Below are 23,125 nucleotides of genomic sequence, written 5' to 3' on the forward strand. Positions count from 1 at the left end.
CGGCGTGATCTCCCCGGGTGGCATACCCCAGTACACCGGCGACTTCGCCGAACTGACGCGGTCCGTCGAGCGGCTGCGCACCCGTGCCGTCGGCATCCGCGAGGGCGGGCAGGACGTGCACTCCCGGTTCCAGGCGACCGCCGGGTACTACGAGGCCCCCGAGGCGGAACAGCTCTTCGCGTCGACCGCACCCGTCATGGACACCGCAGAGGAGTTCGCGGGGAACATCGAGGCACTGGCCGACGCGCTGGAGACCTTCGTCGCGCAGGCCAGGCCGTACGCCGACCAGCTGCGGCAGCTCAAGCAGGACGCGTTCGACTTCGTCGAGGGCGTCGCGGACGACGACGACTGGACCGAGGACCAGGACAAGGTCGACGAGCACCAAGGGCTCATGGACGGTGTGGCGGCGGCGCGCGAGGGCTTCCAGACGGCGGAACGCGACGCTGCCAACGAGATCGGTGCGATCAGCCCGGTCATGTGCCGCCCCGACTGGGCCGTGGACGACGGTACGCACGCTCCGGGGATGTACGGCCAGGACGCCGCGGCCCTGAAGGGCGCCGGAGACCTGCCGTGGGGAAGCCCGGAGGGGCTCACGCACGAGCGCTGGAGCCTGGGCTGGTGGGGCCAGGGCGCCAAGAGCTGGGTGTGGGACGGGCTGGTCAAGGACAGCGTCTGGGGTGGGGTCCAGGGCCTGGGCACCCTCGCCGGGTTCGACGGGGACCAGGCGCGCGACGACGCGTGGAACGGGCTGCGGCGTACCTTCGTCGGCGGCTACGCCTACGGGATGGACCTCGTCGGACAGGACGAGCACCTGTCCGGCTGGCAGCGCGGCAGCCAGCAGTACGCCAAGGAGTTCGGCAAACAGTTCATCGCGTACGACATGTGGCAGGAAGATCCCGCCCGCGCCCACGCGGCGGTGTCGTTCAACCTGCTCACGCTCGGCGCCGGTCCGCTCGCCGCAGCCTCGAAGCTCGGCAAGGGTGGTGTGGCCGCCAGGTCGGCGGGGGTCATGGGGCGGATCGGTGACGCCCTCGATCCGCTCTCCGGCGGTCTGAACGCCGCGAGGGCGGTCGCGGACCTGCCGAAGGTCTCCCAGGCACTGGCGAACATCAGCGACAGCCTGAAGTTCCCGCCCCCACGGTTCCCGGACGGCGCCCTCGACCTGAACGACCGGTACCGGGTCGACAAGGACGGCACCCTCGTCCCCCTTGATCCGGACGGCAGCCCCAGCACCGGCCCGGTCGCCCGTGAACCCTCGGCCGCTGAGCGCGGCGCGGAGCGTGGAGCGGATGCCGCGCGGGAGCGGGACCGCGCGCGGGAACCGGAGTTGGTCGGTGCGGGGGGCCGGGGGCCGGAACAGTCCGGGGGTTCCGGGGCTGGTGGGTCCGGCGGTGCCGGGGACGGTTCTGATGGGGACGCCGGTGGTGGCTCCGGTGGGGACGGCCCGGGGGGTGGCTTCGGCGGGCCGGAGGGTCCCGGTGGGGGTGGCGAGGGGGGCGGCGGGGGCGGTGGTCCTGCGCGGCCCGGTGGGCCGTCACCCGGGGGGGAGCCCGCGCCGATGGTCCGGGGCGGTGAGACGGAACAGCGCTTCCGCGAGGCGGTCAAGGGCATGCCGGGCGCCAAGCGGCCGAAGCCCGACGTCCTCGAACGGGTGCTGGACCGGCTGGCGGCCGCGCCCGACGGTGAGCGGGTGGCCGAGGTCGTCGCGTCAGGCAAGTTCAGCCAGAGGACGAACTTCAGCGTTGTCGTCTCCGCGCTCGGCGCACGGAGGGAGGGGATGTTCGGGCCCGCCGTCGACCAGATCCTCTTCGCCGAGGACCTGGTGCGGAGCGGAATCCCGGCACGCACCATCGACTTCGATCACCAGGTCCCGGCGACTTCCGACCTGGACGTCCGCATCGTCGACGATTCCGGAGAGGTCTACGGGTACCAGATGAAGCACCTCAAGGACCCGCTCGACCCTCTCGCCGAGATCACCCGGAAGAAGTACCTGGTGCAGCTCACGACATCCACAGCCGACCACAAGGTGCTGCTCGTGGACGCGGCACGGGGAACGCGTGCGGACTGGATGGCCGACGGTTCCTACGATGCCCTCATGGACATCCACCGGGGCGGCCGCGGCGGCAATGGTAAAGGCGTCGTCTTCGTCATACGCCTGGAGGAAGGATCGCTCGTGATCCCGCCGGGCAGCAAGACCGATCCCAAGGACATGCTGTGATCACTTCAAGGGACCCAGTCGGTGACTGGACATGGGGAATCGATCCGCCGGCGGACGCGGGCGCCGTCCCGCCCTCCCGCGCGGCGGAGATCGCCTTCCAGGTGCGGGAGATCCTGGCACGGTACGAGCTGGCGGTGCCCACCGGAAAGGTCGACTTCCAGGTCCGGGCCACGTCCGACGGGCGGGACACCCCCGTCGATGCCGAGGGGATCGCCTGGGAGGAGGCGCCGCTTGCCCCGGGAACGGCACTCTCGCGGATCGCGGCGCGGGCCGATGAGCTCCAGGAGTGGTTCATGGTGTTCCTGGGCCTGCAATGCCCCGGGATCTGGGTGGAGTCGGGGGTCAAGCACCGTGCGGAGAAACTGTTCAGCATCTACGTCTATGTCCTGAGCGGCGGGTCCGTCGTGGTGACGCTGTCGACCTACTCCGACGCGTGGCTGACCCTCGACACCCGTGAGCGTGAGCAGACGGACATCCACGCGGCGAACGCGCCCCGGCTCGCGGCGGCCTTGGCGGACATCTCCGCGCTGATGGGCGGACCGCCCGACCCCGGGGACCAGAACCGGCACGCGGCGCCCACGGAGACAGGGTTCGAGGACCAGCGGGACGAGGGCACCGCCTTTGTGGACTCCTGGGGAACGTTCGAGATCCTGGCGCGGAACGGGCGGATGTATCCCGCCGCGTCATCGGCCGAGGACGAATACGAGGTCTTCACCGAGCACCCCGTGCGGTACCTCGCGGTGCGGCGTGGTGAACGGGTCCTCGGGTACCTCTGGGTCTCCGTCGCCGGTGACGCCGTCGGGTACGAGCCGCGGACCGCAGCCGGTGACGAGGCGTTCGAGGCCGGGGCGCGGTGGGTGGCTCTGCTGGGCGCGGCCCACCGGGAGGGGCTCACGGCGCTCGCCGCGTTCGAACGGCTTCTCGGCCTCCCGCCCGAGGAGGAGAGGGGCACCCTCGCCGGACGGACCCCGGAGGAAGCGCCTTCGCTGGACGCCTTGCAGGACCTCTCCGGCCGTTACTAACCCTCCCCGTCCCCCCTTTCGCCGACACCGGTTGCCCGGGAGCCGCCTCCCGGAGGCACGCCTGCGGCACCTCCATGGGGCCCCTCCACGGCCCCGCCCAGAGCCCTTCGGAAGGCAGCGGATGACCCAGGACGCCATAGCCCTGACCCTCGTGATGCCGGACATCAGGACCCTGCTGGCCGCCTTGTACGCCGGGGGTCCCGATCTGCGGGTGAACCGGGCGGCGGGCGGCGCTGTCGCCCAGCTGTGCACGGACGACGGGCAGGTGCTCGTCTCGCTGGAGGCGCCCCGGTTCCTCCAGGTCCCGGGGGAGGTGGCGAGACTGCTCGGGCCGGGGACCGCCGCCGACGCGCCCGTGTGGTGGACGGAGGCACGGGCCACCACGGCGTCCGGCGAGGCCGGACGGCTGGCCGGGGCGATGGCCGGACGGCTGTCGGCCGTGCTCGGCGGCACGGTCTGGCCGCCGGAGGCCGCCCGTACGGACATCGTCAGCGTGCCGCCCCGCACCGGTGCCGTGGTGCCGGGCGGTGTCGACGTGTGCACGGAGCGGACCCTCGTCGTCATCCAGGACCGTCCCGTCGTCGCGGCCACGGCATGGCTCACGGACCTGATGCGCACCTCCGTCGCCACCGGCCGTGAGCTGGGTGTCGTCACTCCGCCGGACACCCGGCTCACCATGGCGGCACGCGGTCTGCTCGGCCGCGGGCCCTTCCGCTGGGTCGTGTCCGACCCGGGGTGCGGCTACTACGACGGACTCACAGGAGTGGTCCTCGGCTGGGTGGACGGACGGTTCGTCCCGGCCGCCGGACCCGACGGCGAGCCGTGCGTCGCGGACGCCTTCCACACCCGGCCCGGCGCGGGGGACGGCGCGCGGCTGGCGTTGTCGATCCGCACCCTGCGTCCCGCCGACGGACAGCTCGTCCTCGGCGGTGCGCTGGAGCACGTCTGCCGGGTGCTGACCGGGGCGCCGCCCGCAGGCTGGTCCACCGCCGAGCCCGTCAACGTCCCTTGGTCACCGAGGCAGTTGACGGACCTCGCGCGGAGCCGGGCCCGGCGTTCGCTGCCCACCTGGTTCGCCGCCGTCGGCGGGCCCGGCCGCCCGCTGGCCGCCACCGTCCGCGTCGCCCACACAGCGGCCGGGATCGAGGAGCGGATCACCGTGACCGTGCCGCACCAGGCCGGTCACGCGCCGCCCGTGGAGACGCTCGCCGAAGTGGCCGGGACCCTGGCGCAGCGGCACGACCTCGCCACGATGGTCACCGAACTGCGTGCCGGGCGGACCGACCTGACCACGCCGGCCCGCTGGGAACCGCCGCCGGTGCCGTGCTCGGTCACCCTCGGCCCCGCTGCCGTGGCCGCGGCGGGAGCCGCGCGCCTGCGGCGCGCGCTGCCTGATGTCGTCCCCGACCCGCTCGGACCGCCCAGGGCTCCCGCCCTGCACTACCCGCTGGGGGACACCGCCCCGGCCGAAGCGTGGCGGCGTCTGGGACGGCTACGGGACGTGCTCGGCGGTCCCCCGGGAACCGGCTGACCCGTACCGGCCGAGGTACCGGCCGACGCGCCCCCGAGGACCCACCGGATCACGGGGTGACGATCGCGAAGTCCGGGTCCGCGGTGTCCAGGACGGACAGCAGGGTCGTGAGGACCGCCGGGTCGCCGGTGTGGCGGACGGCGGTGAGGTCCGGGGGGTCCGGGGAGGCCGCCGCGTCCGCCAGGAGGGCCAGGAGCTGGGGGCGGGTCAGGGTGAGGGCGAGGTCGGTGTCGTCCACGGGGAGGGTGCTGCGGGTGTGGGTCAGGACGCCGTTGCGCAGGGTCATCCGGTACAGCTCACCGAGGTCGGTGAACGTCCAGCCCAGGGTGACCGAGTGGTCCCACGCGCGGGGGCCGTCCACCCGGATCGCGAGCGAGTCGAACAGCTGGCCCACGGTCAGGGCGCCCGCGAGGCTGCCCGCCCCGATGATCGTCGGCTTGACGCCGTGCCGCAGTTCGTCGGCGCCCGTGAGGTAGCAGTTGCGCCAGGTCGCGTTCTCCGCCCCGTACGCCAGCTTCTCGTAGACGGTGGCGAGCAGTTCGCGGGCGTCCGCGCTGTCCGGCGCGGCGAACACCGCGTGCTTCAGGAGCTGCGCCGCGAACCGGAGGTCGCCCTCGGCCACGTACCGCCGGGCCTTCTCCAGGACGGCGTCCGGGCCGCCGACGCAGTCGACGTACCGCTTGGCGCTCTCGGTCGGCGGATGCTCCCACAGGGACGACGGGTTGCCGTCGTACCAGCCCATGTACCGCTGGTAGACGGCCTTCACGTTGTGGCTGACCGAGCCGTAGTAGCCACGGGTGTGCCAGGCCCGCGCGAGGACGGGCGGGAGTTCGATCAGCTCCGCGATCTCCGGGCCCGTGCGCCCCTGGTTCGTGAGCCGCAGCGTCTGGTCGTGGAGGTACGCGTAGAGGTCCCGCTGTTCGGAGAGGAACCGCCGCAGATCGTCCTTGCCCCAGGTGGGCCAGTGGTGGGAGGCGAAGAGGACCTCGGCGTCGTGCGTGAACAGCTCGATCGCCTCGGTGAGGTACCGCGACCAGATCCGCGCGTCCCTGACCTGGGCGCCCCGCAGGGTCAGGATGTTGTGCAGGTTGTGCGTCGCGTTCTCCGCCATGCACAGCGCGCGGTGCTCCGGCAGCAGGAAGTTCATCTCCGAGGGCGCCTCGGTGCCCGGTGTCATCTGGAACCGGAACCGCACCCCGTCGATCGTCTCCTCCTGGCCGGTGTGCCGGATCTCCAGGGTCGGCGCCAGCAGCCCGGTCGAACCGGTCGACGCCGTGAAGCCGAGGCCCATCCCGATGAGGCCGGCCGGGCCGCGCACCAGGTTCGATCCGGCGTAGTACGTGCCGCGCCGCAGCATGGCCGTCCCCGCGTAGACGTTCTCCGAGACGCTGTGCGCCAGGAACCCCTCCGGGGCGACGATCGGTACGTCGTCCGCCGCTGAGACCACCCCGAGCACCCCGCCGAAGTGGTCCAGGTGGGAGTGGGTGTAGACGACGCCGGTCACCGGGCGGTCGCCGAGGTGGGCGCGGTACAGGGCGAGGCCCGCGGCGGAGCACTCCGCGGAGACCAGCGGATCGACGACGATCACCCCGCGCTCGCCTTCGATCAGCGTCATGTTCGACAGGTCGTAGCCGCGGATCTGGTGCACCCCGTCGGTGACCTCGTACAGCCCCGCCCGGGCGCACAGCTGCGACTGACGCCACAGGCTCGGGTGGGCGGTGTCCGGGCAGTCACCCCCGAGGAACGCGGTGGAGCCGAAGTCCCAGACGACCCGGCCGGGGTCGTCGGCGGCGGTGATGGTGGGGTGGGCGGGGGAGGCGACGAGACCACGGTCGGCGTTGACGAAGTCGGTGGTGTCCGGGGAGTCGGTGGAGTCGGGGGAGCCCGGGGAGTCGGTGGAGTTGTCGGGGGCGGTGGCCGGGTCGGCTGGGGCGGTGGTGTCGGTCGCGTTGGTGGGGGTGGCCGGCTCGGCGGGGGCGTCCGGTGCGGCGGGGGTGGGCGGCCCGTTCGCGGTGCCCGGGGTGTTCCCGGCGGGCGGGGCGGGGGTGCCGTCCGGGGTGGCGCCGGCGGCCGAGGGGTCGCGGGGCTCGGGGGTGTCGGGGGCCGTCATGGGTGCTCCGTCCGTCCGCTCGGGGGCGTGGCCCGGTCCGCCGCCGCCTCGGTCCATGGGAACAGGTGGGGGAGCGGGGCGCATGTCGGTGGGGGCCGGAGGTGGGGTTCCCCGTACCCGCTGCCGTCCGACCTGGGTGGCCGCGCTCGCCGGACGACCGGTGCCACCGAGGGCTCCGCCCGGGACGAGCTCCCGCGCACCGCCCGCTTTCCCCGGAGTCCCCGTCCCCGGGTCGTCGTCCCCGGATTCCCCGCCCCCGGGTCGTCGTCACCGGGGTGCGGACCGGGTACGTCTTCGCCTGGTACGTCACACGTGGCAGGAGGCCGGACACGTGGGGGGCCGGATACAGGGAAGGCGACGGGTGCTGTCCGACGACGTGTGGTGCGAGTTACGGGGCCAGGGAACACCGAAGGTCTTCCGGGAACGCGGCGTGATGCTGCGCCAAGGGTCCCCGGGTACACATCTGCTGGCGCTCACGGCCGGGCTGGCGAAGGTCGTCCACCGGGAGCCGGGCGGCGCGGTGACCTGGCTCGCGTTCCGGGGGCCGGGGGATCTGCTGGGCGAGGTCTCGGTGTTCAACGGCACCGCGCGGACGGCGGAGGTCGTCGCCCTGACCCCTTGCACGGCCGTGGTCCTGGAGGCCACGCGGTTCGTACGGTTCGTCGAGGAACGGGGCCTGGTGATCCATCTGATGCGTGAGGCACTCGGCAGGCTCCGGGAGTCCGACGCCCACCGCGCCGAACTCCTCACCGCGCCGCTGCTCGTCCGGCTGGCCCGGACGCTGCTGCGGCTCGCCGAACTGACCGCCCCGGGCACGGGCGCCGGGACGGTCCGGCTGACGGGCCTCAGCCAGGAGGAGATCGCGCAGGCCATCGGGGTGACGCGGAACGCGGTCGCCGACGGTCTGCGGCAACTCCGGGCGGACGGTGCGGTGGAGACGGCCCGCCGGGTCGTCGTCATCAAGGACACCCGGCGGTTGCGGCGCTTCGCCGCCATGGACTGAGCGCCGTCCCGGTGTGATCCGGGGCACGCGGGAAGTGCCCAGCGCTGTGCACTTCGTCCCGGGCGGCGGCCGGATGCTCGATGTGTCCGGTCCCGCCGCCGGGTTCACCGCCCGGCCCCCGCGAGGAGATCACCCATGTCCGCGATCCCGCCCGTCCCGTACGGCGAGAGCCGTCCCCTGCCCCCCTACCGTGCCCTGTTCGCCGTCGACGCCAAGGACTTCACCGGGCTGCCCGCGGCCCAGCACGGCCCGGTCAGCGAACTGATCCCGCAGCTGGTCGACACCGCCCTCGAACGGGCCGGGCTGCATGAGTTGCGGGACGCCAAGCGCTTCCCCGCGAGCACCGGGGACGGGGTGATCTTCGGGTTCGACCCGGTCCATCTCCCGTTCGTCCTCTGGCCGTTCCTCGGGGTGCTCGACGAGGTGCTCGGCGCGTACAACCAGCAGTCGGTGGGACCGCAGGTCCGGCTCAGGGCCAGCGTCCATGTCGGCCCGCTGCCCGACGACGGCCGGCCGGGCGACGGGAACGGCACCGCCCGCAACGACACCCACCGGCTGCTGGACGCCCGCGCGGTCAAGGCGATCCTCGCCGAGGGGAGCGAGCAGGTCACCCATCTCGCCGCGATCATCTCCGAACGCGTTTACGAGGACGTCGTACTCGGCGCCTACACCCGTCTGCACCCCGACCGCTGTGTCGAGGTCGCGGCCACCGTCGACGGCAAGAACTTCTCGCGGCGCGCCTGGCTCTACGTCCCCTCCCCGTCCGGGAACCTGGTCCGGGCCGGCGTCCTGCCCCGCGAGGAGCCCGCCCCGCCCGCCGCACCGCGGGAGGAGTCCGCCGGGTCGACGGAGACGGGGCCGGGGCCGGGGCACACGGGGAACACCCAGCGGGTCGGCGAGGGGATCGCCCTGATGGGCGATGTCGGCCGTGACCTCACCTACACCGGCGGCACCACGTACCGGGGCACCAACCAGCACTGGGGCGGCGGGGACAACGTCGCGGGCGAGAAGCGCGTCGGCGGGCCGGAGGACTCCCGGTGAACGCGGAGCCCGGTCCTGTACCGCCCCGTGCGCCCGGTCAGGACGGCCGGCTGGACAGCGGCCCACTCTCCGGCCCGGCCCACGCCCCGGGCGGCAGTGAGGACGGCGCCGGTCGGGGAACCGGCGACGGGTTCGCCCCGTACCCCGACCGGGGCGCCGATTTCCGGGACAACCGCCAGTCGGTCGAACAGGGCGCGGCGATCATGGGCGGCGTCCAGGGCGATGTCTACAACGTGGTGTCCGGCGGCCCGCTGGACGAGGCCCTCATCGAGGCCATCCGCAAACCACGGCTGCGCGAGGGCCCCTATCCGGCGGACGAGGTACGCGAACGGCTCGCCGGGTTCGTCGAGCCGCCCTCCTACCCCGAGGCACGCAAGGTGCTCGACGGCCGGGTGCTCCTGCTGCGCGGCGGGCCTGGCGCGGGCGCGGCCACGGCGGCGTTCGCCCTGCTCGCCGAGCGGTACGGGGAGGGCGGCGTCACGGGGCTCGACTCCGCCCAGGACCTCCTGGCCTGGCGGCCGAAGGGCCCGGGCGGCTACCTCCTCCAGGGACTGCCCCGGGACTCCGGGGAACCGCTCGGCGAGGTCGCGCTCACGGCCCTGGCCCGGACCCTGCGGCACGCCGGAGCCCATCTGGTCGTCACCCTGGCGGGCGAGGTCCGCCTGCCCGCCGACACCGGACGATGGCAGGCATGGCACCTCCCGCCCGCGTCCCACAAGGTGGCCGCCCGGCGGCTGCGCTTCAACGTGCGGGAAGGCGGTCTCGACCCCGCCCACCTGGACGCGGCGCTCGGGTCCCTGGCATCCGCCCCGTTCACGGACTACCTCGCCGCGCACCCGCTGCCCGGGGACGCGGTCGACGTCGCCGACGCACTGTGCACCGCGGCGGCGACGGGGACCTCACCCGGCACCGTCCTGGACGAGCTGCGTCCCGGCAGCGCCACGGCCGCCCGGGTCGCGCTCGACCGGGCCCGGCACAGTGCGGGCGCGCTCTCCCTGATGGCCGCCATCGCGCTGCTGGCCGAACAGGACCGTACGGTGATCGAACAGTTCGCCGCGGTGCTGCGGCCCCTCATCGACGAGCGGGCCGGCCCGGCGCGGCACGCGCCCGCGACCGGGAACGACCACCCTCCCGACCTCCTCGGCCCGTCCTTCGAGGACCGGCTGGAGGCGGTCGGAGCGCGGCTGCTGCCGCCTGGCGAGACCTCCACGGTCCGGCACGGCCATCCGGTGCGCCGCGTCGTCTTCGCCGGGCGCCACCGCTCCGAGGCCGTACTGGGACAGTTGTGGCTGGACCACGAGGGCATGCCGGAACTGCTGTCGCGCGCCCTCACCGCACTGCCGCCCCTGCCCGGCGCCCAACTCGCCGCAGGGCTCGCCCTCGGCCGGGTCCTGGCCCACGCGACCGGTCCCGGGGCGCTCGGTCCGCTGCCGCGCTTCGCGGCCTCCGAGGAACGGCGGGAGCGCAGGCTCGCCGCCGTCGCCCTGGGCGAACTCGTCCAGCACCCCGCCCGCGGCGGCACCGTACGGGAACTGCTGCGCCGCTGGAGCTGCGCCACCTCGCTGCCGCTGCGCTGCACCGTCGCCGAAACCTGCGGGAGCGGTTTCGGCCTGGCCCGTCCGGCTCTCGCGCTGCGGTTTCTGGACAACGTCCTGGACGGGCCGGAGAGCAGGTCAGGACCACCCCTGCGGACGGCGGTGTCCTTCGCGTTGAGCGTGCTGCTGACCGAGGAGCCCCACCACCCGCTCGTCCTCGACACCCTGCGGGAGTGGCTGACCGCACCGCCCGGAACCGCGCGCCGCGCCCAGGCCGGACATGTGATCGATGCGATGAGCCGGTCGGCCTTCCCACCAGGGGTGAACTCCGGGGCGAGCCGCACCACCCTGGCCATGCTCCTGCGCGACCACCCCGACCGCGCCCCCGGACTCGTCGCCCTCGCACTGGGCGACCCCGCCGTCCATGAGGCGACCGCCCAGGGACTCGCCCGGATCGAGGCGGACCCGGACACCCGTATGAGCACGGCGTTCCCGCACTTCCTGAGCGCCCTGTCCACGCTGGCACCCGGCCACCGCGGAGTCGTCCGCTATCTGCTGCACCGCCACCGCGCCCGTACGACCGTGCCGACGGAAGAGGCCCTGACATGACCGGACCGCTGACCATCCCCGTCCCCGCACCCCTGCCGGCCCTGTTCCGGCAGCTCCTCGCCGCACGCCGGGACCACGCACTGGTGTTCCTGTCCTCCCGGGGCGAGGACTGTGTGCAGCTCCCGCGCGCCCATGACCGGTGGGGATACCCCCGGCCGGGCCTGGGCCAGGTGCGCCGGGGCGAGTTCTCCGTCGCCGCGTGGATCTCGCTCGTGCGCCGGGACCTGATGCTGGACATCCGCCTGCCCGAGGCCGCCCACCCTGCCCGCTACCAACTCGCCTGGGCGGTCTCCGACCCGGTGCTCGCCGTACGTGCGGAGGTCACCGAGGACCAGGTGGGGCAGCTGATCCGGGACGACCTGGGCCAGGGTGCCGCCCTGCCTGGTCCCCCCGACCCGTTGCGCGCGCCGCCCGGCCACCGCGGAACCGTACCGATCGGGCGGCCCGGCAGCCCCCGGGAACTCCAAGGCCGGGGACTGACGTACTGGTTCATGGACCCGCCCGAAGCGTTCCACCCGCTCACCGGCCCGGACACGGCACCGTCCCCGCCGCCGGGTTACGGCGAGGCGTACCGCTTCTACCGGGAGGTGGTGGCGGGAGGCCCCGTCGGCCTGGCCGCCCTGTGGCTGCTCCAAAAACCCGCGGAGGCCAGGGAGGTGCTCGACTGGACCGTCGCCCACGCGGACCTCCTCACCGACCGGGACGGCTGGGAGCGCACCCTCGCGGCGACACTCAAGGGACTGAACCGGGACGACCGGGCGTACGTGGGCGTGAACGCGGCCCGCCTCCTCGCCGATGTGCGCGTCCCCCAGGGCGAGGAGGTCCTGACCCGGATCACGGGCGAGCCCGGAAGGGGCGCGGGCGACACCGGCGGGCCCATGGGCGGTCCCACCCACCCGGGAGGGCCGTACGGGGGCACCCGATGAGCGACGGCGGGGACCCGATCCGTACCCGCCCCGAGGACGACGTATCCGAGGGCGCGCTGTCCCGGGAGCTGATCGCGCAGAACCAGCACGAGATCGGCCGCGCCGACGGCAAGGCCGCGATCCTGCTGGTCACGGGTGTCTCCTTGGTCGGCCTTCTGTTCGTCCACCGCCCCACGGCACCCGGTCTCCTGTGGTGGACGGCGTCGGCCACCACGACCACGGCGATCGTGTGCCTCCTGCTGGCCCTCTTCCCCCGCGGACGGGTCGCGCCCGGCGGTGATGTCCTCGCTCACACGGAAGACATCGTCCACGCCCACCACAGGGCGTCACTCACGACGTCCCTCCGCCGCGACACCGCCGACCCCCGCCCCCGCCTGCACCGCTCCCTCACGGAGACCAGCAGGATCGCCCGCACCAAGAACCGCTGCATACGCCACGCGGTCCGCCTCCTGCTCCCCGCGGTCCTCGCGACCCTGCTCACCCCTTTGGCGTCCCGGTGAGTACGGCGGGCACGAGCCGCGGCCGCGGCGCCCGTCGGGACGCACCGGGCTGTAGCGCCCCGAGCTGCTCTTCCCCGCCTCCGGGATGCTCTTCGGCAGAGCATTCCCAACAGGACTAGGCTGCAGTCAAGTTGACGACAAAGTGATCTTCATTGGAGGGCTGGGGTGGCAGGGAGGGACCTGCGAGCACTGTTCAGTACGAACGACCACACGCTTGGGACCGCGGAGGCATTCACGAACCGCCAGGCGCAGTGGGAGTTCGCGGTAGCCGCGCTCGCCGAGCACCTGCGACATGTCGACAACCCTGCCTTCGACCCCGAGGACCTGGAGGCCGCCCGGGACAACGTGGTGGTCTTCCATGGGATCGGTGGCATCGGGAAGTCCACGCTGTCGCGCAAGTTCGAGGCGTCCCTCGCCGACCCGGGGCAGCGCCCCTCTCAGTGGGTCGCTCCCGAATGGAGTCAGGCACGGATCCTGCCCGTACGAGTCGATCTCGCGCGCTCCGCCAGTCCCGACTTCGAGAAGGTCGTGCTCTCCGTCCGCCTCGCGCTGGCCGCCGCGGGCCGGCCTCTTCCCGCCTTCGACTTGGCGTTGCGCCGCTACTGGGAGCATCAGCACCCCGGTGACCCGCTGGAGGACTTCCTGAACCGCGGCGGCCTGACCGCCCGGTTCGGCAAGGCGCTGCCGCAGCAGATGCAGTCTGCGCTTGCCGACGTCGCCCAGGCCCTGCTGCTGCCCGGCACGGTCGGCTCCGCGGTCGGGCAGGTGACCGGGGCACTCGTAGGAGCACTTCGCGAGCGTCGGCAGACCGTGCGTGCGCTCGCCGGCTGCGTGCGCCTCGCCGACCTTCTGGAAAGCGAACCGGATCTGGAATCCCTCTCCTACTACCCGCATCTGCTCGCCTGGGAGCTTGCCCGGACACCTGCCGCGAAGAGGATCACCCCAGTGATCCTGCTGGACGCCTTCGAGGAGATCGGGGACCGTACCCACCGGGACTTCGAGCGACTCCTGCAGCGCCTGGTGTGGCTGATGCCGAACGCCTTCTTCGTCATCACGGGACGCTCCCGCCTGCAATGGGCCGAAGAGTCTCTCCAAGGGCAGCTCGACTTCACCGGCCCCACCGCCTGGCCCGGCCTGGCCGCCCACGACATCCCCGGGCCTCGCTCGGAGTCCCAGGCCCCCGGCCGCGAACGGCAGATGCTGATCGGGGATTTCTCCTTCGAGGACTGCGACGACTACCTGGCCCGTCGTCTCTCCGCCCATGGCCGTCCCCTCATCAGCGACCCCATCCGCACGGTGATCGGACAGCGCTCGCACGGTCTGCCCCTGTACCTGGACCTCTCCGTGATGAGGTTCCTGGAACTCCGCCGCGGTGGGCGCGCCCCACAGCCGGCCGACTTCGACCATGACTTCCCCGCGCTGATTGCTCGCACTCTGTCCGACCTCACCGCCTCGGAGCGCCACGTCCTGCGCTCCGTCAGCCTCTTCTCCTCCTTTGACATCGCGCTGGCGACCCGGGCCGCGGGTGTGCCCCAACAAGCCTCGGCACTGCGGCTCGTCGAGCGTCCCTTCGTACGCGAGACCCCGTTCGGGCTGTGGCCCTTCCACCTCCATGGCCTCATCCGCGCGACGATCCGGGACGCCGACGACCGGACCGACGACCGGTGGTCCCCCGCCGACTGGCAGCAGGCCGCCATCCGGGCCCTCGCCGCCCTCGGAGAGCAGTGGAGCGGTGGCTCGGACCGGGACCGGCGGCTTCTTGTGGGCTGCTTGCGCCAAGGGCTGGCCATCGCCCGCGACTACCGCCTGGACCTCGGCTGGCTCACCGAGGCCGCCTGGACCTATGTCGGGGACTCCGTGTGGGAGCCGCTCGACCTGGCCGCCGGCCCTGAGGGGGCGGGCGCCGCGGCCACGGCCGCCGACGCACTGGTGGAGTTGCTCAGCGCGCTCGCCCGTCGGCAGCACGAGAACCGGGCCCGCACCGTGGAGCGGCTGGCGGCGGTCGCGGATACCGGGTTGCTGCCTGCGGAGCTGTCTGAAATGGCCGTCTACTACCGGGCCAAGGCGCAGCGCGACCTCGGGCACACCGAGGGGTCCCGACAGGGCATGCAGGTGGTCGCCGGCGGTGGTGGGCGCCTGGCACCGAACGCCCGACGTGGGCTCGTCCACCTCTCACGGCTCGCCGGCGACTTCCCGACGGCTCTTGAGTCCGCTGAACGCCTGGGCTGGGAGGGGCGGCACCATCGCGTCGTGGGCGACGTGCAGTGGGTGCAGGGCGACATGTCTCTGGCCGCGCGCGCCTTCGGAGCGGCGCGTGCGGAGGGCGAAGAGCACGGCAAGATCGGGGAGGCGGCCATGTCGCAGGCCATGCGGGCTTTCGCTCTCGCCTTCACGAACGACCCCGGCATCGACGACGAGATCGACCTCGGTGAACACCTCCTGGCCCAGGTCGATCTGCGCGCCGCGACTCTGGACGTACGGATCGCGTCCCTTCTGCGTGACGCCGGCACCGACACGGGCGTCGAGGACCGGGCGCGGGTGCTCGCGGCGGAGATCAGCACGTCGGGATTGCTCTTCGTCCAGGCCAAGCTGGAGTTGGCACGCGCCTTCCACCATGCCGTCCGCGGCGACCGAGCGGGCGTCGCCTCCAGCGTCATCCGACTCCGTGAGCTGACCCGTGAGGGCTACTACGCCTACTACGTCGACATCGCCCACTTCATGGCCGACCTCGCGCTCGACACTTCCTCCCGCGCTCGGTGGCTCGACGATCAGCGGACGGTGCGCCGACGGTGGCGCGGCATGGTCATCGACCGACGGGCTCTGCTCACGTCAAGGCCAGGCACCGGAGCGCCGTAGCCACCATGGCGATGAATGCGCACAGGAGTTGTCGTCCCGGGCGGGCTACGGCGACAGCACCCGGCTCCATGGAGGCGTTCCCGAGCAACCTTGTGGGAACGCGTACGTCACCACCGGCGTCCCCGTCCAGGCGTGACCGATCTCCCCGTCACCGAGCAACCGCCAGGCACCCGACCGTCGGCTTCGAAGGGCATGAGCAGGTCCGAGCTGAGGCATCCGACACTCTGATTCCACCACGATGCGCTACAGGGGCCGCTAGGCTCAGAGTACCGCAGAAAAGCAGCTAGGAGTTGGAATGCCTAATTGGGTGAATCTAGATGCCCTAATCCCTCGCGAAGACTTTGAGGCAATAGATTCCGGGGGGCTCACTCAACCGTCCGCCATCTCGAGTACGCTCCGCGTTACGGACCTACTTCCGGACAGTATCGGCTATAGCGTTTTGCGAAAGCCGGATTTTCAGCGCGAAACAGCCAACTGGACGCCAGAAAAAGTAGCAGCGCTTGTCCGGAGCTTCCTGGAAGGTGACCTAATCCCTTCTATCATTCTCTGGCGTTCACCAAAGAGCGGCAGCGTTTTCGTTATTGACGGCGCTCACCGATTGAGCGCGCTTATGGCCTGGGCTCACGATGATTATGGAGACCGTCACACCTCCCGTCAATTCTTCGATAACGTAATCCCTGAAGATCAGAGAAAAGCTGCGGAGGCGACTCGACGTCTGATTCAGGAGAATGTAGGTTCGTTCAGCGACCTGAGTCTCGCCCTCAAAAATCCGCGCACAGTTTCTGAAGAAAAACTGCTCCTAGCGCGGAATCTGAGCGTCTTCTCTCTGCACCTGCAATGGGTGAACGGGGAGGCCGAAAAGGCGGAGAGCTCGTTCTTTCGGATCAATCAGCAGGCGACGCCGATTGATCCCACAGAGCTCGACATGATTAAGGCGCGACGTAAGCCAAACGCCCTTTCGGCGCGTGCATTCATTCGGGCCGGTACAGGGCACAAGTACTGGTCATCGTTCGATGAAACCACACAGTCGGAGATCGAGACTATCGCGAAGGAGGTATACGACCTCATCTTCCAACCCAACGTAGACCTCGCTATCAAATCTGCCGATCTCCCCGTTGCGGGAAGCAGATACTCGGCAGATAGCGTGAAGATGGTCTTCGAACTCGTCAACTTCACCAACGGCATGCAACCAGAGATGTGGCGCGATGAGACGGGGACCCGCCGCCGCAAGAGGAGCGGTGAGGTAGAACTAGCTCCACTCGGCGATGATCCCGACGGCACGGCCACCATTCAGTTCATGCGAGTTGTGAAAAGGGCATCCGAGCGAATCGCTGGAAATACCCCTGGCTCGCTAGGCCTGCACCCTGCGGTGTACTTCTACAGCTTCACTGGACGCTTTCAGCCGGCGGCCTTCTTGGCCGCAGTGGCCTTCGTTCAGGATCTCGCCGAAAAACGTCGCCTCTTGAAGTTCTCAGAAAAGCGGAGAGAGTTCGAAGAGTTCCTGGTCAAGCATAAGTATTTTTTGAATCAAATCGTACGGCGCTATGGTAGTCTGCAGCGCTCCGTTCCGCCAATTCAAAAGCTGTACACCGTCCTCTTTGAAGGCCTAAGGGATAGTAAATCGGAAGGCGAGATTATTTCTCAACTTCAGGATTCCGCAACAAATCGTCTCCCCGTCAAGCTCGTCGATGCGGGCGACCGCGAGCATGGACGTGATTTTTCGACGAAGACGGCTAACGCGGTCTACCTGGAATCAGTGCTACAGAGCGCCCCTAGGTGTGGTATCTGTGAGGCGCGCCTGCATATGAAGTCCGCAACCGTAGACCATAAGATTCGAAAAGAAGACGGAGGCACGGGAGCCCCGGCAAACGGGCAGTTGACCCACCCATATTGCAACTCCGGATACAAGGAGCATCTCCATTCCGTCAAGTTGAAATCCTAACTGCGGTGCGTTGGCCGTCGACCTTTCGAGATGTGCGACAGTGGCGACCAAGTGGGATGACCAATGGCCGCAGCTCGGAAAGTAGTTGATGGGCCGCTGGCGGCGGCGCAACGCTGAGTTTGTCTGGACTGACATGGGCGGTGTGACTCCTGGAGCCCTGCTGGATTCACAGGCTCCAGGACCCAGCTCCTTTGGCCAGCGGGTGGCTACGCTGCTGCACGTGGATGATCTCTTGAGTAAGGTCATGGACCTGCTGCCGGTTTGGCAGGCGAAGAATTGGCCTTGGGAGCTCGGACGAAGCTTGGCCGCGGCTATGATCCGGGCCATGTGACCGCCATCGAGTACCGGCGCGACGCGCTGCCCGCGCCGAAGAGCCTTGCCGAGAATCTGCTGTTCATGGCGGGTCTCCTCGGGACCTTGTACAAGGCCGAAGAGGCTGCCGCCCAGGTATCGGGCGACGTCCCTGCCGTAGTACGTGAGGCACAACAGAGTGCTAACAACACGGCTGGCCGACGTGCGTCACGAGGCTCGCGGCAAGGGTTCCTTCTGACCTCCGAGGAGCGCCAGGCGATCGAGCTACGGGCCGCCCTCCTTGCGACATAGCTTTCGAGGCCGGGGGGGGGGATCCGCCGAGGATGTCGGCGCTACTCGCTCCTACGAACTACTCCTGACCCGCAATGAGGAACGTCTGCATGTGGAGGTGAAGGGAACGACCTCCGATGGGCAGTCAGGTGATCCTGACACGCTCCGAGGTCGAACAGCAGCGCAAACTCGCCCCACACAATGCCCTCGTGGTCGTCCACTCGATCAGTCTCGACCGGACGGTGACACCCGCCTACGGCCACTGGCGGCACACTGCACCGAACCTCCCCCTGGTTTATCGAGGACGAGAGCCTGACCGTCATCTGTACGAAAGAGGCCATCACTGGGCCGCCCCTCCTGGGAGGAGGCAGGGCGGCACCGTACTCGCGGATGGCCAGTAGTGCGGTGAACGCGGCGAGCCACTGGTTAGACGTCCTTTGCGGTGGGCGAGGCTGATCGAATGGACCGGTGGCTAGTCCAGGAGTGTGGGCTGCAATTAGCTGCGGCTGCCGTCTGTCGCCCCGAGGTAGTCCGGGTTGGGGACCATCTCACGATGCAGGTACCGGAGGTCCGCTCCACAACGCAGCGCGAGGCGATCCTGGCGCGTGTGCTCGGCCGTTGAGACAGTTTCGCCGTTGCGGGTCGTGATGACGATCGCGGGCCGCTCAGTCGAGTCGATGGCCTCGTTCAGCGCGGCCCAGACGAGGTCACGGAAGTTTGCGGCGCGGCCCCAACAAACGTATCGAGTGGCGTCGCCAGCGACGGCGTAGCAGTGGTTCGGCTTCTCCCCAACGGAATCGGGCTTGATCGTCCAGCCGCTGCCACATGCCGCACGAACAATTTCCGCCGGACCCTGGAATCGATTTACCGCATAGCGGACATAGTTCCCGATCCCTTCCTGTGCTCGGGCGTACTCCTTCATCGGGACGTCCTTGATCCAGACCCTGGCGTCCTTCTCTGGCCCGTAGGCGAGCAGGACGCCGCCAACCTTGGGGTCCTCGATCCATCGCCGGTACTGATTCGTCTTTTCTGTGTTACTCAAGAACTCCCAGTCCATGTCGTTGGCCTGTTGGTAGATCTCGATGAGAAGGCGCTCGCGAATGGGCGCAGGCAGATGCTGCAAGGCCACGGTGACTACTCCTGGGGGGCGCGGGTGGAGGGGAATTGGAGTCGATGCTCGTCGTACGCGGTCTCAAGGCTGGCAGCATCCTTGATCCACTCGTCCATGAGGGTGGCCACCTTCTGGTCACTGAAGTCGATGTTCGACGGGGTGATCTTCGCCAGGGTCTCGATCTCGCCCTCTCCGCCGAGCGCGCGTTTGAGCTTGAGCGCGGCGGCGATGCGGCGGAGGTCACTGACGAAGTCCAGCACTGTGACCCGATTCTTTCCCTCGCGCAAGCGGAGGCCTCGCCCAAGCTGCTGAACGAAGATGCGGCGGGAGTGAGTGACTCGCGCGAAGCAGAGGATATTCACGTCCGGCACATCGACGCCCTCGTTGAGGATGTCGATCGCCGTCAGGATGGGCACTTCGCCGGCCCGGAAGGCGAGTAGGCGGTTCTGTCGTTCCCTCTTGGCGAGTCCCGCGTGGATGGCGAGAGCGCCTGACCAAAGAGGGGTGCGTCGCAGCATGTCAGCGAGCCGCTCGGCATGTTCGATAGTGCGGCAGAAGACGAGTGCCCGGGGATTACGCGTGCTGGCCCACGCGGTGGCCAGCTCGTCGCGGATGGCTTCATCCCGCTGCGGCAAAAACAGCTTGGCGTTGAGTTCGGCCAGTCCGTATGAGTGGTCGCTGGCCTCGCGGACGATGTCCCAGTCGATGTCGTCGACGAACAGGCGGTAGTCGACCTGAGCGAGGTAGCCGCGCCGCATGCCCTCCTCGATCCCCAGGCTGAAGCTGGGGGCGCCGAGCTGATGGGTGATGTCGTGCTTGTCACCGCGCCAAGGGGTCGCCGTGACGCCCAGGTACCTCGCCGAGCTGAGAAATTCCAGCAGTTCGTCGTACTGGCCCTCTTCCCCCACGTGGTGCGCTTCGTCGATCATGACGAGGCCCGGTCGGTATCCGAATCGCGCGGCCGACAGCGCCGAGCCGACCGTCGCGCAGGTGAGACCGGAGAGATCGTCGGGGCGGGTGTCACCCGTGAGGAGCCGCGTCGGGACATCTTTGGGAAGGTGCCGCCAGAGCGCCCGCTCTAGTTGCTGGACGAGGTCTTTCGCGTGCGCGACGACCAGGACCTGGTCGTGGGGGACGCGTCGCAGGTGCGCCGCGATCATCTCGCCCCCGACGACCGTTTTGCCCAGACCGGTGGCCAGGACGAGGAGCGCACGACCCGAGGCGTCGAGATCGGCGGTCAGTTCCTGAAGTGCCTCGGTCTGGTACGGGCGCGGTGTCACTTGGCCGAAGCGGGGCGGTACCCGGTCGAAGCTCATCGTCAGGTCGGTTCCGCCCCACAGGAGGATCCCAGGACCGAGGCGTGCCAGATTCGCCACCCGCTTCCGGGCGTTAGGGCTGAAGCGGGTGTTGGTGACGACGACGGCTTCGTAGGCGCGATAGTGATCCCGGGCACGAGCGACCTCATCCACCGCGTCGGCCCCTACGGCTCCGTGCCGCTTCCACTTGCACTGAATCACCCAGGTCTCGCCCTTGTGGAGGGCAAGGATGTCGCCTCCCTTGTCACCGGAGCCATCGATGTTGGACACATCGGAGAAGCCCAAGTGCCACAGGAGGCGTTCGATGCGGCGAGGGAACTGCAGTGGGCCCGAGTCCAGCAGCGAGGCGGCGTCAAGGAATCGCATTCCGCTCCCCCCTACGCGTTGTCGGCGAGGTCGCGCGCGATGAGTCTGCAGCTGATTCTGATCCGGGACAGCTCCTCCACGTCGAGGCGTGGACGGTGCTGTTCCAGGAGCGCGAGGTCCCCCAAGGGGTTGATCAGTCGTTCCACGACGAGCGCCCGAGCGCCGGGATCGCTCAGAGCGATGTACCCGCGCTTGAAGACGCAGCCGTCGAGGAAACTCTCCGGGGAGTCCTGGACAATACGGATGACCGCACTGGCCGGGACATAGCGTATGAATTCACCGCTGGAGATCGTGTCGTTCCAAGGAGACGTTCCGCCAGCTTCGACCGCGAACCGGCGCTCAGCATCGGCTCGTTCATCTTTCGTAAGTAGTAGCCAGTGCACCGCTGGGTTCGCCGAAACTGGCGCCACCATCGCCATGCGTACCTGTTCCAGCAGCCTCTCGGACTCCTCCGCAGTCGCCGCTGGCGTCAGCCGAGGACTGGAGGTGTGGCTCTTGAGCTGCGCCACGATCTCACTCAAGGGCATCGAGACGATGTTGGCCCGTACCCGCATAAACTCCGCGACCTCGACGAGTGCCAGGTCACGCAGGTCAGCCCCATGCTCTCGGAAGAGCGAGTGGCCGGTGTCGACGAAAACATCGAGGTGCGGGGCTCGGACCATCGAGACGATCGCAGGTGCGGGCCGCTCATCCTTGGTTACGAGATTCTGTCCGCGGACCGCCCAGGCCGTCAGATCCACGCGGCCCAGTTCTTCAAGGTAGTACGGGCCTGTCAGGTCCACGATGAGGTCGGCGTTATCTCGGTATCGCTGGAGCCTTTGGTCCAGCGTCTCCGCCGGTGCGACTTCGCCCTCGGGGGGTTCTTGACCAGTTGCGGTCATGCTCGTCGCACCCGTCGCCGCACCGTCTTCCGGCTCGTCATCGAGGTCGAGGAGTCCAGCCCCGAACCCGGGGAGGATGTCGTCATTCTCCGGCTGCGGGTCCACCGCTATCGGGTTGTCGTGCTGATGAGCGGCTCGGTACCACACCTCATCGGTCTGGTACTCGTAGCCGCCCTTCCGCATCAATCCGGCCCACTTCGCCGCCGTCTCGTGGAGAGCGTTACGTCCGTCGCCGGGGATCAGGTAGTTGAGCCCCGGGTCCTGGCGTCGGAAGCCCGCGTAGAGCAGGGCGAGAGGACTGCGATTCTCCGGCAGCCCAAGGTTCTTGGCGATCTTAGGGCGGAGGGGACTGGTCCCGCGGACCTCGCGTAGGGCGTGACGCCATTCGGCAGTATCGAACTCGAAGGCGGTCTTCTGGTAGTTCGGAGTGACGTGGTCGCAATGGATCTCGCCGACGATCCGGCCCATCGGCACGGCTCCGGAGTCGATGGGGTACTCCAGCTCGGCCTCCGCGATGCCGTCCTCGTCCTCCCAGTAGAAGGCGCGCTTGTCCTTGAGCATGATCTTGCGCCCGTTACGGAGGAAGTCCAACCCGTAGTCGGTGCGGTGGAGGTAGCGCTGGATCCCGATCCAGCCCCAGATCCTGCGTTCCCGCAGTTCCAGGCGGTCCTGTCCGCATTCCTCGCAGCGTTCCGCGTCGGCGGTGCTCCAGTATCCGCACGCCATGCAGGCGTTCTTGGTACTCAGAACGCGGTCGACCCTCTGTACGGCATGGATCTCCACGCCCTGGCGTGTGACGGTCCGCTTCTCATCCCAGACACAGGGCAGACGTGGCCTGACCTTCTTGCTGTTGAGCGTGAGCAGGAAGCCTTTCTCCGCCAGCAGGTAGCTATAGACGTCTCCGAGCTTCTCCCTGATCACGGTCTGTGTCTGAGGGCGGCAGAGCGTCGCGTATTGCTCTTGCTTGAGCTCGCTGATGGTGACCGTGGTGCCGTGCTCGTCACGGCTGGCCTTTGGCATCAAGCGGTACGGTGCCTGGTACTCGGCGGAGTTGGCGATCCGGGTCAGATCCAGGGTCACCTCGATCCAGTCCGGATCGCCCGCACGACTGGTGCGTACCGTGGTACACCGGCCGAGCCGGGCGGTGCTGATGTTGAAGCCCATGCCGAACAGTCCGAGGGAACCATGTCGACCGTTGCTCGTCCAGCCCGCGCTGATGGCGTTGGTGACAGCCTCCAGGCTCATGCCCCGGCCGTTGTCCTGCACCTTGATCTCAGCCGTCGCGCGTTGTGAGTTCGCCGGCGGGAGCGAGACCGCGACCGAGGGGCGGTCCACAGTCCCGGCAGCCGCTTGGAACTCGTCGAAGGAGTTGTCGATCAACTCAGCCAGGCACTGCCAGTGAGAGAACTCGATGTCGCCCAGCACACCCAAGATGCGCGGGTGTGGCGTGACGTTGATGTACTGGCTCTCGGTCACAGTCGGCCCCCGTCTTCGTCATGAACGAACGCGTTGCTGGCAGCCTCGAAGGGCGCCCACCAGCGTCTAGACGCCCCCACCGCTCCCGGCCCCAGCGCAT

15 protein-coding genes are annotated in these 23,125 nt (G+C 69.5%); 11 read left to right on the forward strand and 4 right to left on the reverse strand.

The window, feature by feature from the left end; all coding sequences use genetic code 11:
• Positions 1-4: 4 nt before the first annotated feature.
• The 3 genes from OG711_RS21505 (at position 5) to OG711_RS21515 (ending at position 4,771) form a co-directional block, all read left to right on the forward strand.
• A complete protein-coding gene (locus OG711_RS21505) occupies positions 5-2,218 on the forward strand; it encodes a hypothetical protein (protein ID WP_329560089.1) in 2,214 nt (737 codons plus the stop codon).
• Positions 2,215-3,240 carry a hypothetical protein gene (locus tag OG711_RS21510; protein WP_329560090.1) on the forward strand — a complete coding sequence of 342 codons (1,026 nt, stop codon included), beginning with the start codon at positions 2,215-2,217 and terminating at the stop codon, positions 3,238-3,240. The genes OG711_RS21505 and OG711_RS21510 overlap by 4 nt, the downstream gene beginning before the upstream one ends.
• Positions 3,241-3,361: 121 nt before the next feature.
• Complete coding sequence (locus OG711_RS21515; protein WP_329560091.1) at positions 3,362-4,771, forward strand: DUF6177 family protein; 1,410 nt, start codon at positions 3,362-3,364, stop codon at positions 4,769-4,771.
• A gap of 49 nt (positions 4,772-4,820) precedes the next feature.
• On the opposite strand, the gene OG711_RS21520 is transcribed toward OG711_RS21515, so the two are convergent.
• A complete protein-coding gene (locus tag OG711_RS21520) occupies positions 4,821-6,881 on the reverse strand; it encodes an alkyl/aryl-sulfatase (protein ID WP_329560092.1) in 2,061 nt (686 codons plus the stop codon).
• Between the two features lie 361 nt (positions 6,882-7,242).
• Between OG711_RS21520 and OG711_RS21525 the strand changes: the two genes are divergently transcribed.
• The 8 genes from OG711_RS21525 to OG711_RS21560 all read left to right on the forward strand — a co-directional run bounded on the left by OG711_RS21525 (position 7,243) and on the right by OG711_RS21560 (position 17,896).
• Positions 7,243-7,884 (forward strand): Crp/Fnr family transcriptional regulator, encoded by a 642-nt coding sequence (locus OG711_RS21525; RefSeq protein ID WP_073796011.1) that lies wholly within the window; start codon positions 7,243-7,245, stop codon positions 7,882-7,884.
• A gap of 135 nt (positions 7,885-8,019) precedes the next feature.
• Positions 8,020-8,925, forward strand: a complete 906-nt coding sequence (locus OG711_RS21530; protein ID WP_329560093.1) for a hypothetical protein — start codon at positions 8,020-8,022, stop codon at positions 8,923-8,925.
• On the forward strand, positions 8,922-11,069 hold the full coding sequence (locus OG711_RS21535; protein WP_329560094.1) for a hypothetical protein: 2,148 nt from the start codon (positions 8,922-8,924) through the stop codon (positions 11,067-11,069). Before OG711_RS21530 ends, OG711_RS21535 begins: the two co-directional genes overlap by 4 nt.
• Complete coding sequence (locus OG711_RS21540) at positions 11,066-11,995, forward strand: hypothetical protein (protein ID WP_329560095.1); 930 nt, start codon at positions 11,066-11,068, stop codon at positions 11,993-11,995. The genes OG711_RS21535 and OG711_RS21540 overlap by 4 nt, the downstream gene beginning before the upstream one ends.
• The gene (locus tag OG711_RS21545; RefSeq protein ID WP_329560096.1) at positions 11,992-12,495 is read left to right on the forward strand and encodes a Pycsar system effector family protein; all 504 of its coding nucleotides are present in this window, start codon (positions 11,992-11,994) and stop codon (positions 12,493-12,495) included. Before OG711_RS21540 ends, OG711_RS21545 begins: the two co-directional genes overlap by 4 nt.
• Before the next feature lie 165 nt (positions 12,496-12,660).
• A complete protein-coding gene (locus tag OG711_RS21550; protein WP_329560097.1) occupies positions 12,661-15,351 on the forward strand; it encodes an ATP/GTP-binding protein in 2,691 nt (896 codons plus the stop codon).
• A gap of 295 nt (positions 15,352-15,646) precedes the next feature.
• Entirely contained in the window at positions 15,647-17,293 is a 1,647-nt protein-coding gene (locus tag OG711_RS21555) for a GmrSD restriction endonuclease domain-containing protein (RefSeq protein ID WP_266517269.1), read from the forward strand.
• Between the two features lie 327 nt (positions 17,294-17,620).
• The gene (locus OG711_RS21560) at positions 17,621-17,896 is read left to right on the forward strand and encodes a hypothetical protein (protein ID WP_329560098.1); all 276 of its coding nucleotides are present in this window, start codon (positions 17,621-17,623) and stop codon (positions 17,894-17,896) included.
• Positions 17,897-18,371: 475 nt separating this feature from the next.
• On the opposite strand, the gene OG711_RS21565 is transcribed toward OG711_RS21560, so the two are convergent.
• Genes OG711_RS21565 through OG711_RS21575 form a run of 3 tightly spaced genes read right to left on the reverse strand, consistent with a single transcriptional unit; the run spans position 18,372 to position 23,025 of the window.
• Entirely contained in the window at positions 18,372-19,004 is a 633-nt protein-coding gene (locus OG711_RS21565) for a hypothetical protein (protein ID WP_266517263.1), read from the reverse strand.
• 5 nt (positions 19,005-19,009) lie between these two features.
• On the reverse strand, positions 19,010-20,668 hold the full coding sequence (locus OG711_RS21570; RefSeq protein WP_329560099.1) for a DEAD/DEAH box helicase family protein: 1,659 nt from the start codon (positions 20,666-20,668) through the stop codon (positions 19,010-19,012).
• 11 nt (positions 20,669-20,679) lie between these two features.
• Positions 20,680-23,025, reverse strand: a complete 2,346-nt coding sequence (locus OG711_RS21575; RefSeq protein ID WP_329560100.1) for an ATP-binding protein — start codon at positions 23,023-23,025, stop codon at positions 20,680-20,682.
• Between the last annotated feature and the right edge of the window lie 100 nt (positions 23,026-23,125).

The organism is Streptomyces uncialis (assembly GCF_036250755.1).
In the GTDB taxonomy this organism is placed as follows: Bacteria; Actinomycetota; Actinomycetes; order Streptomycetales; family Streptomycetaceae; genus Streptomyces; species Streptomyces uncialis.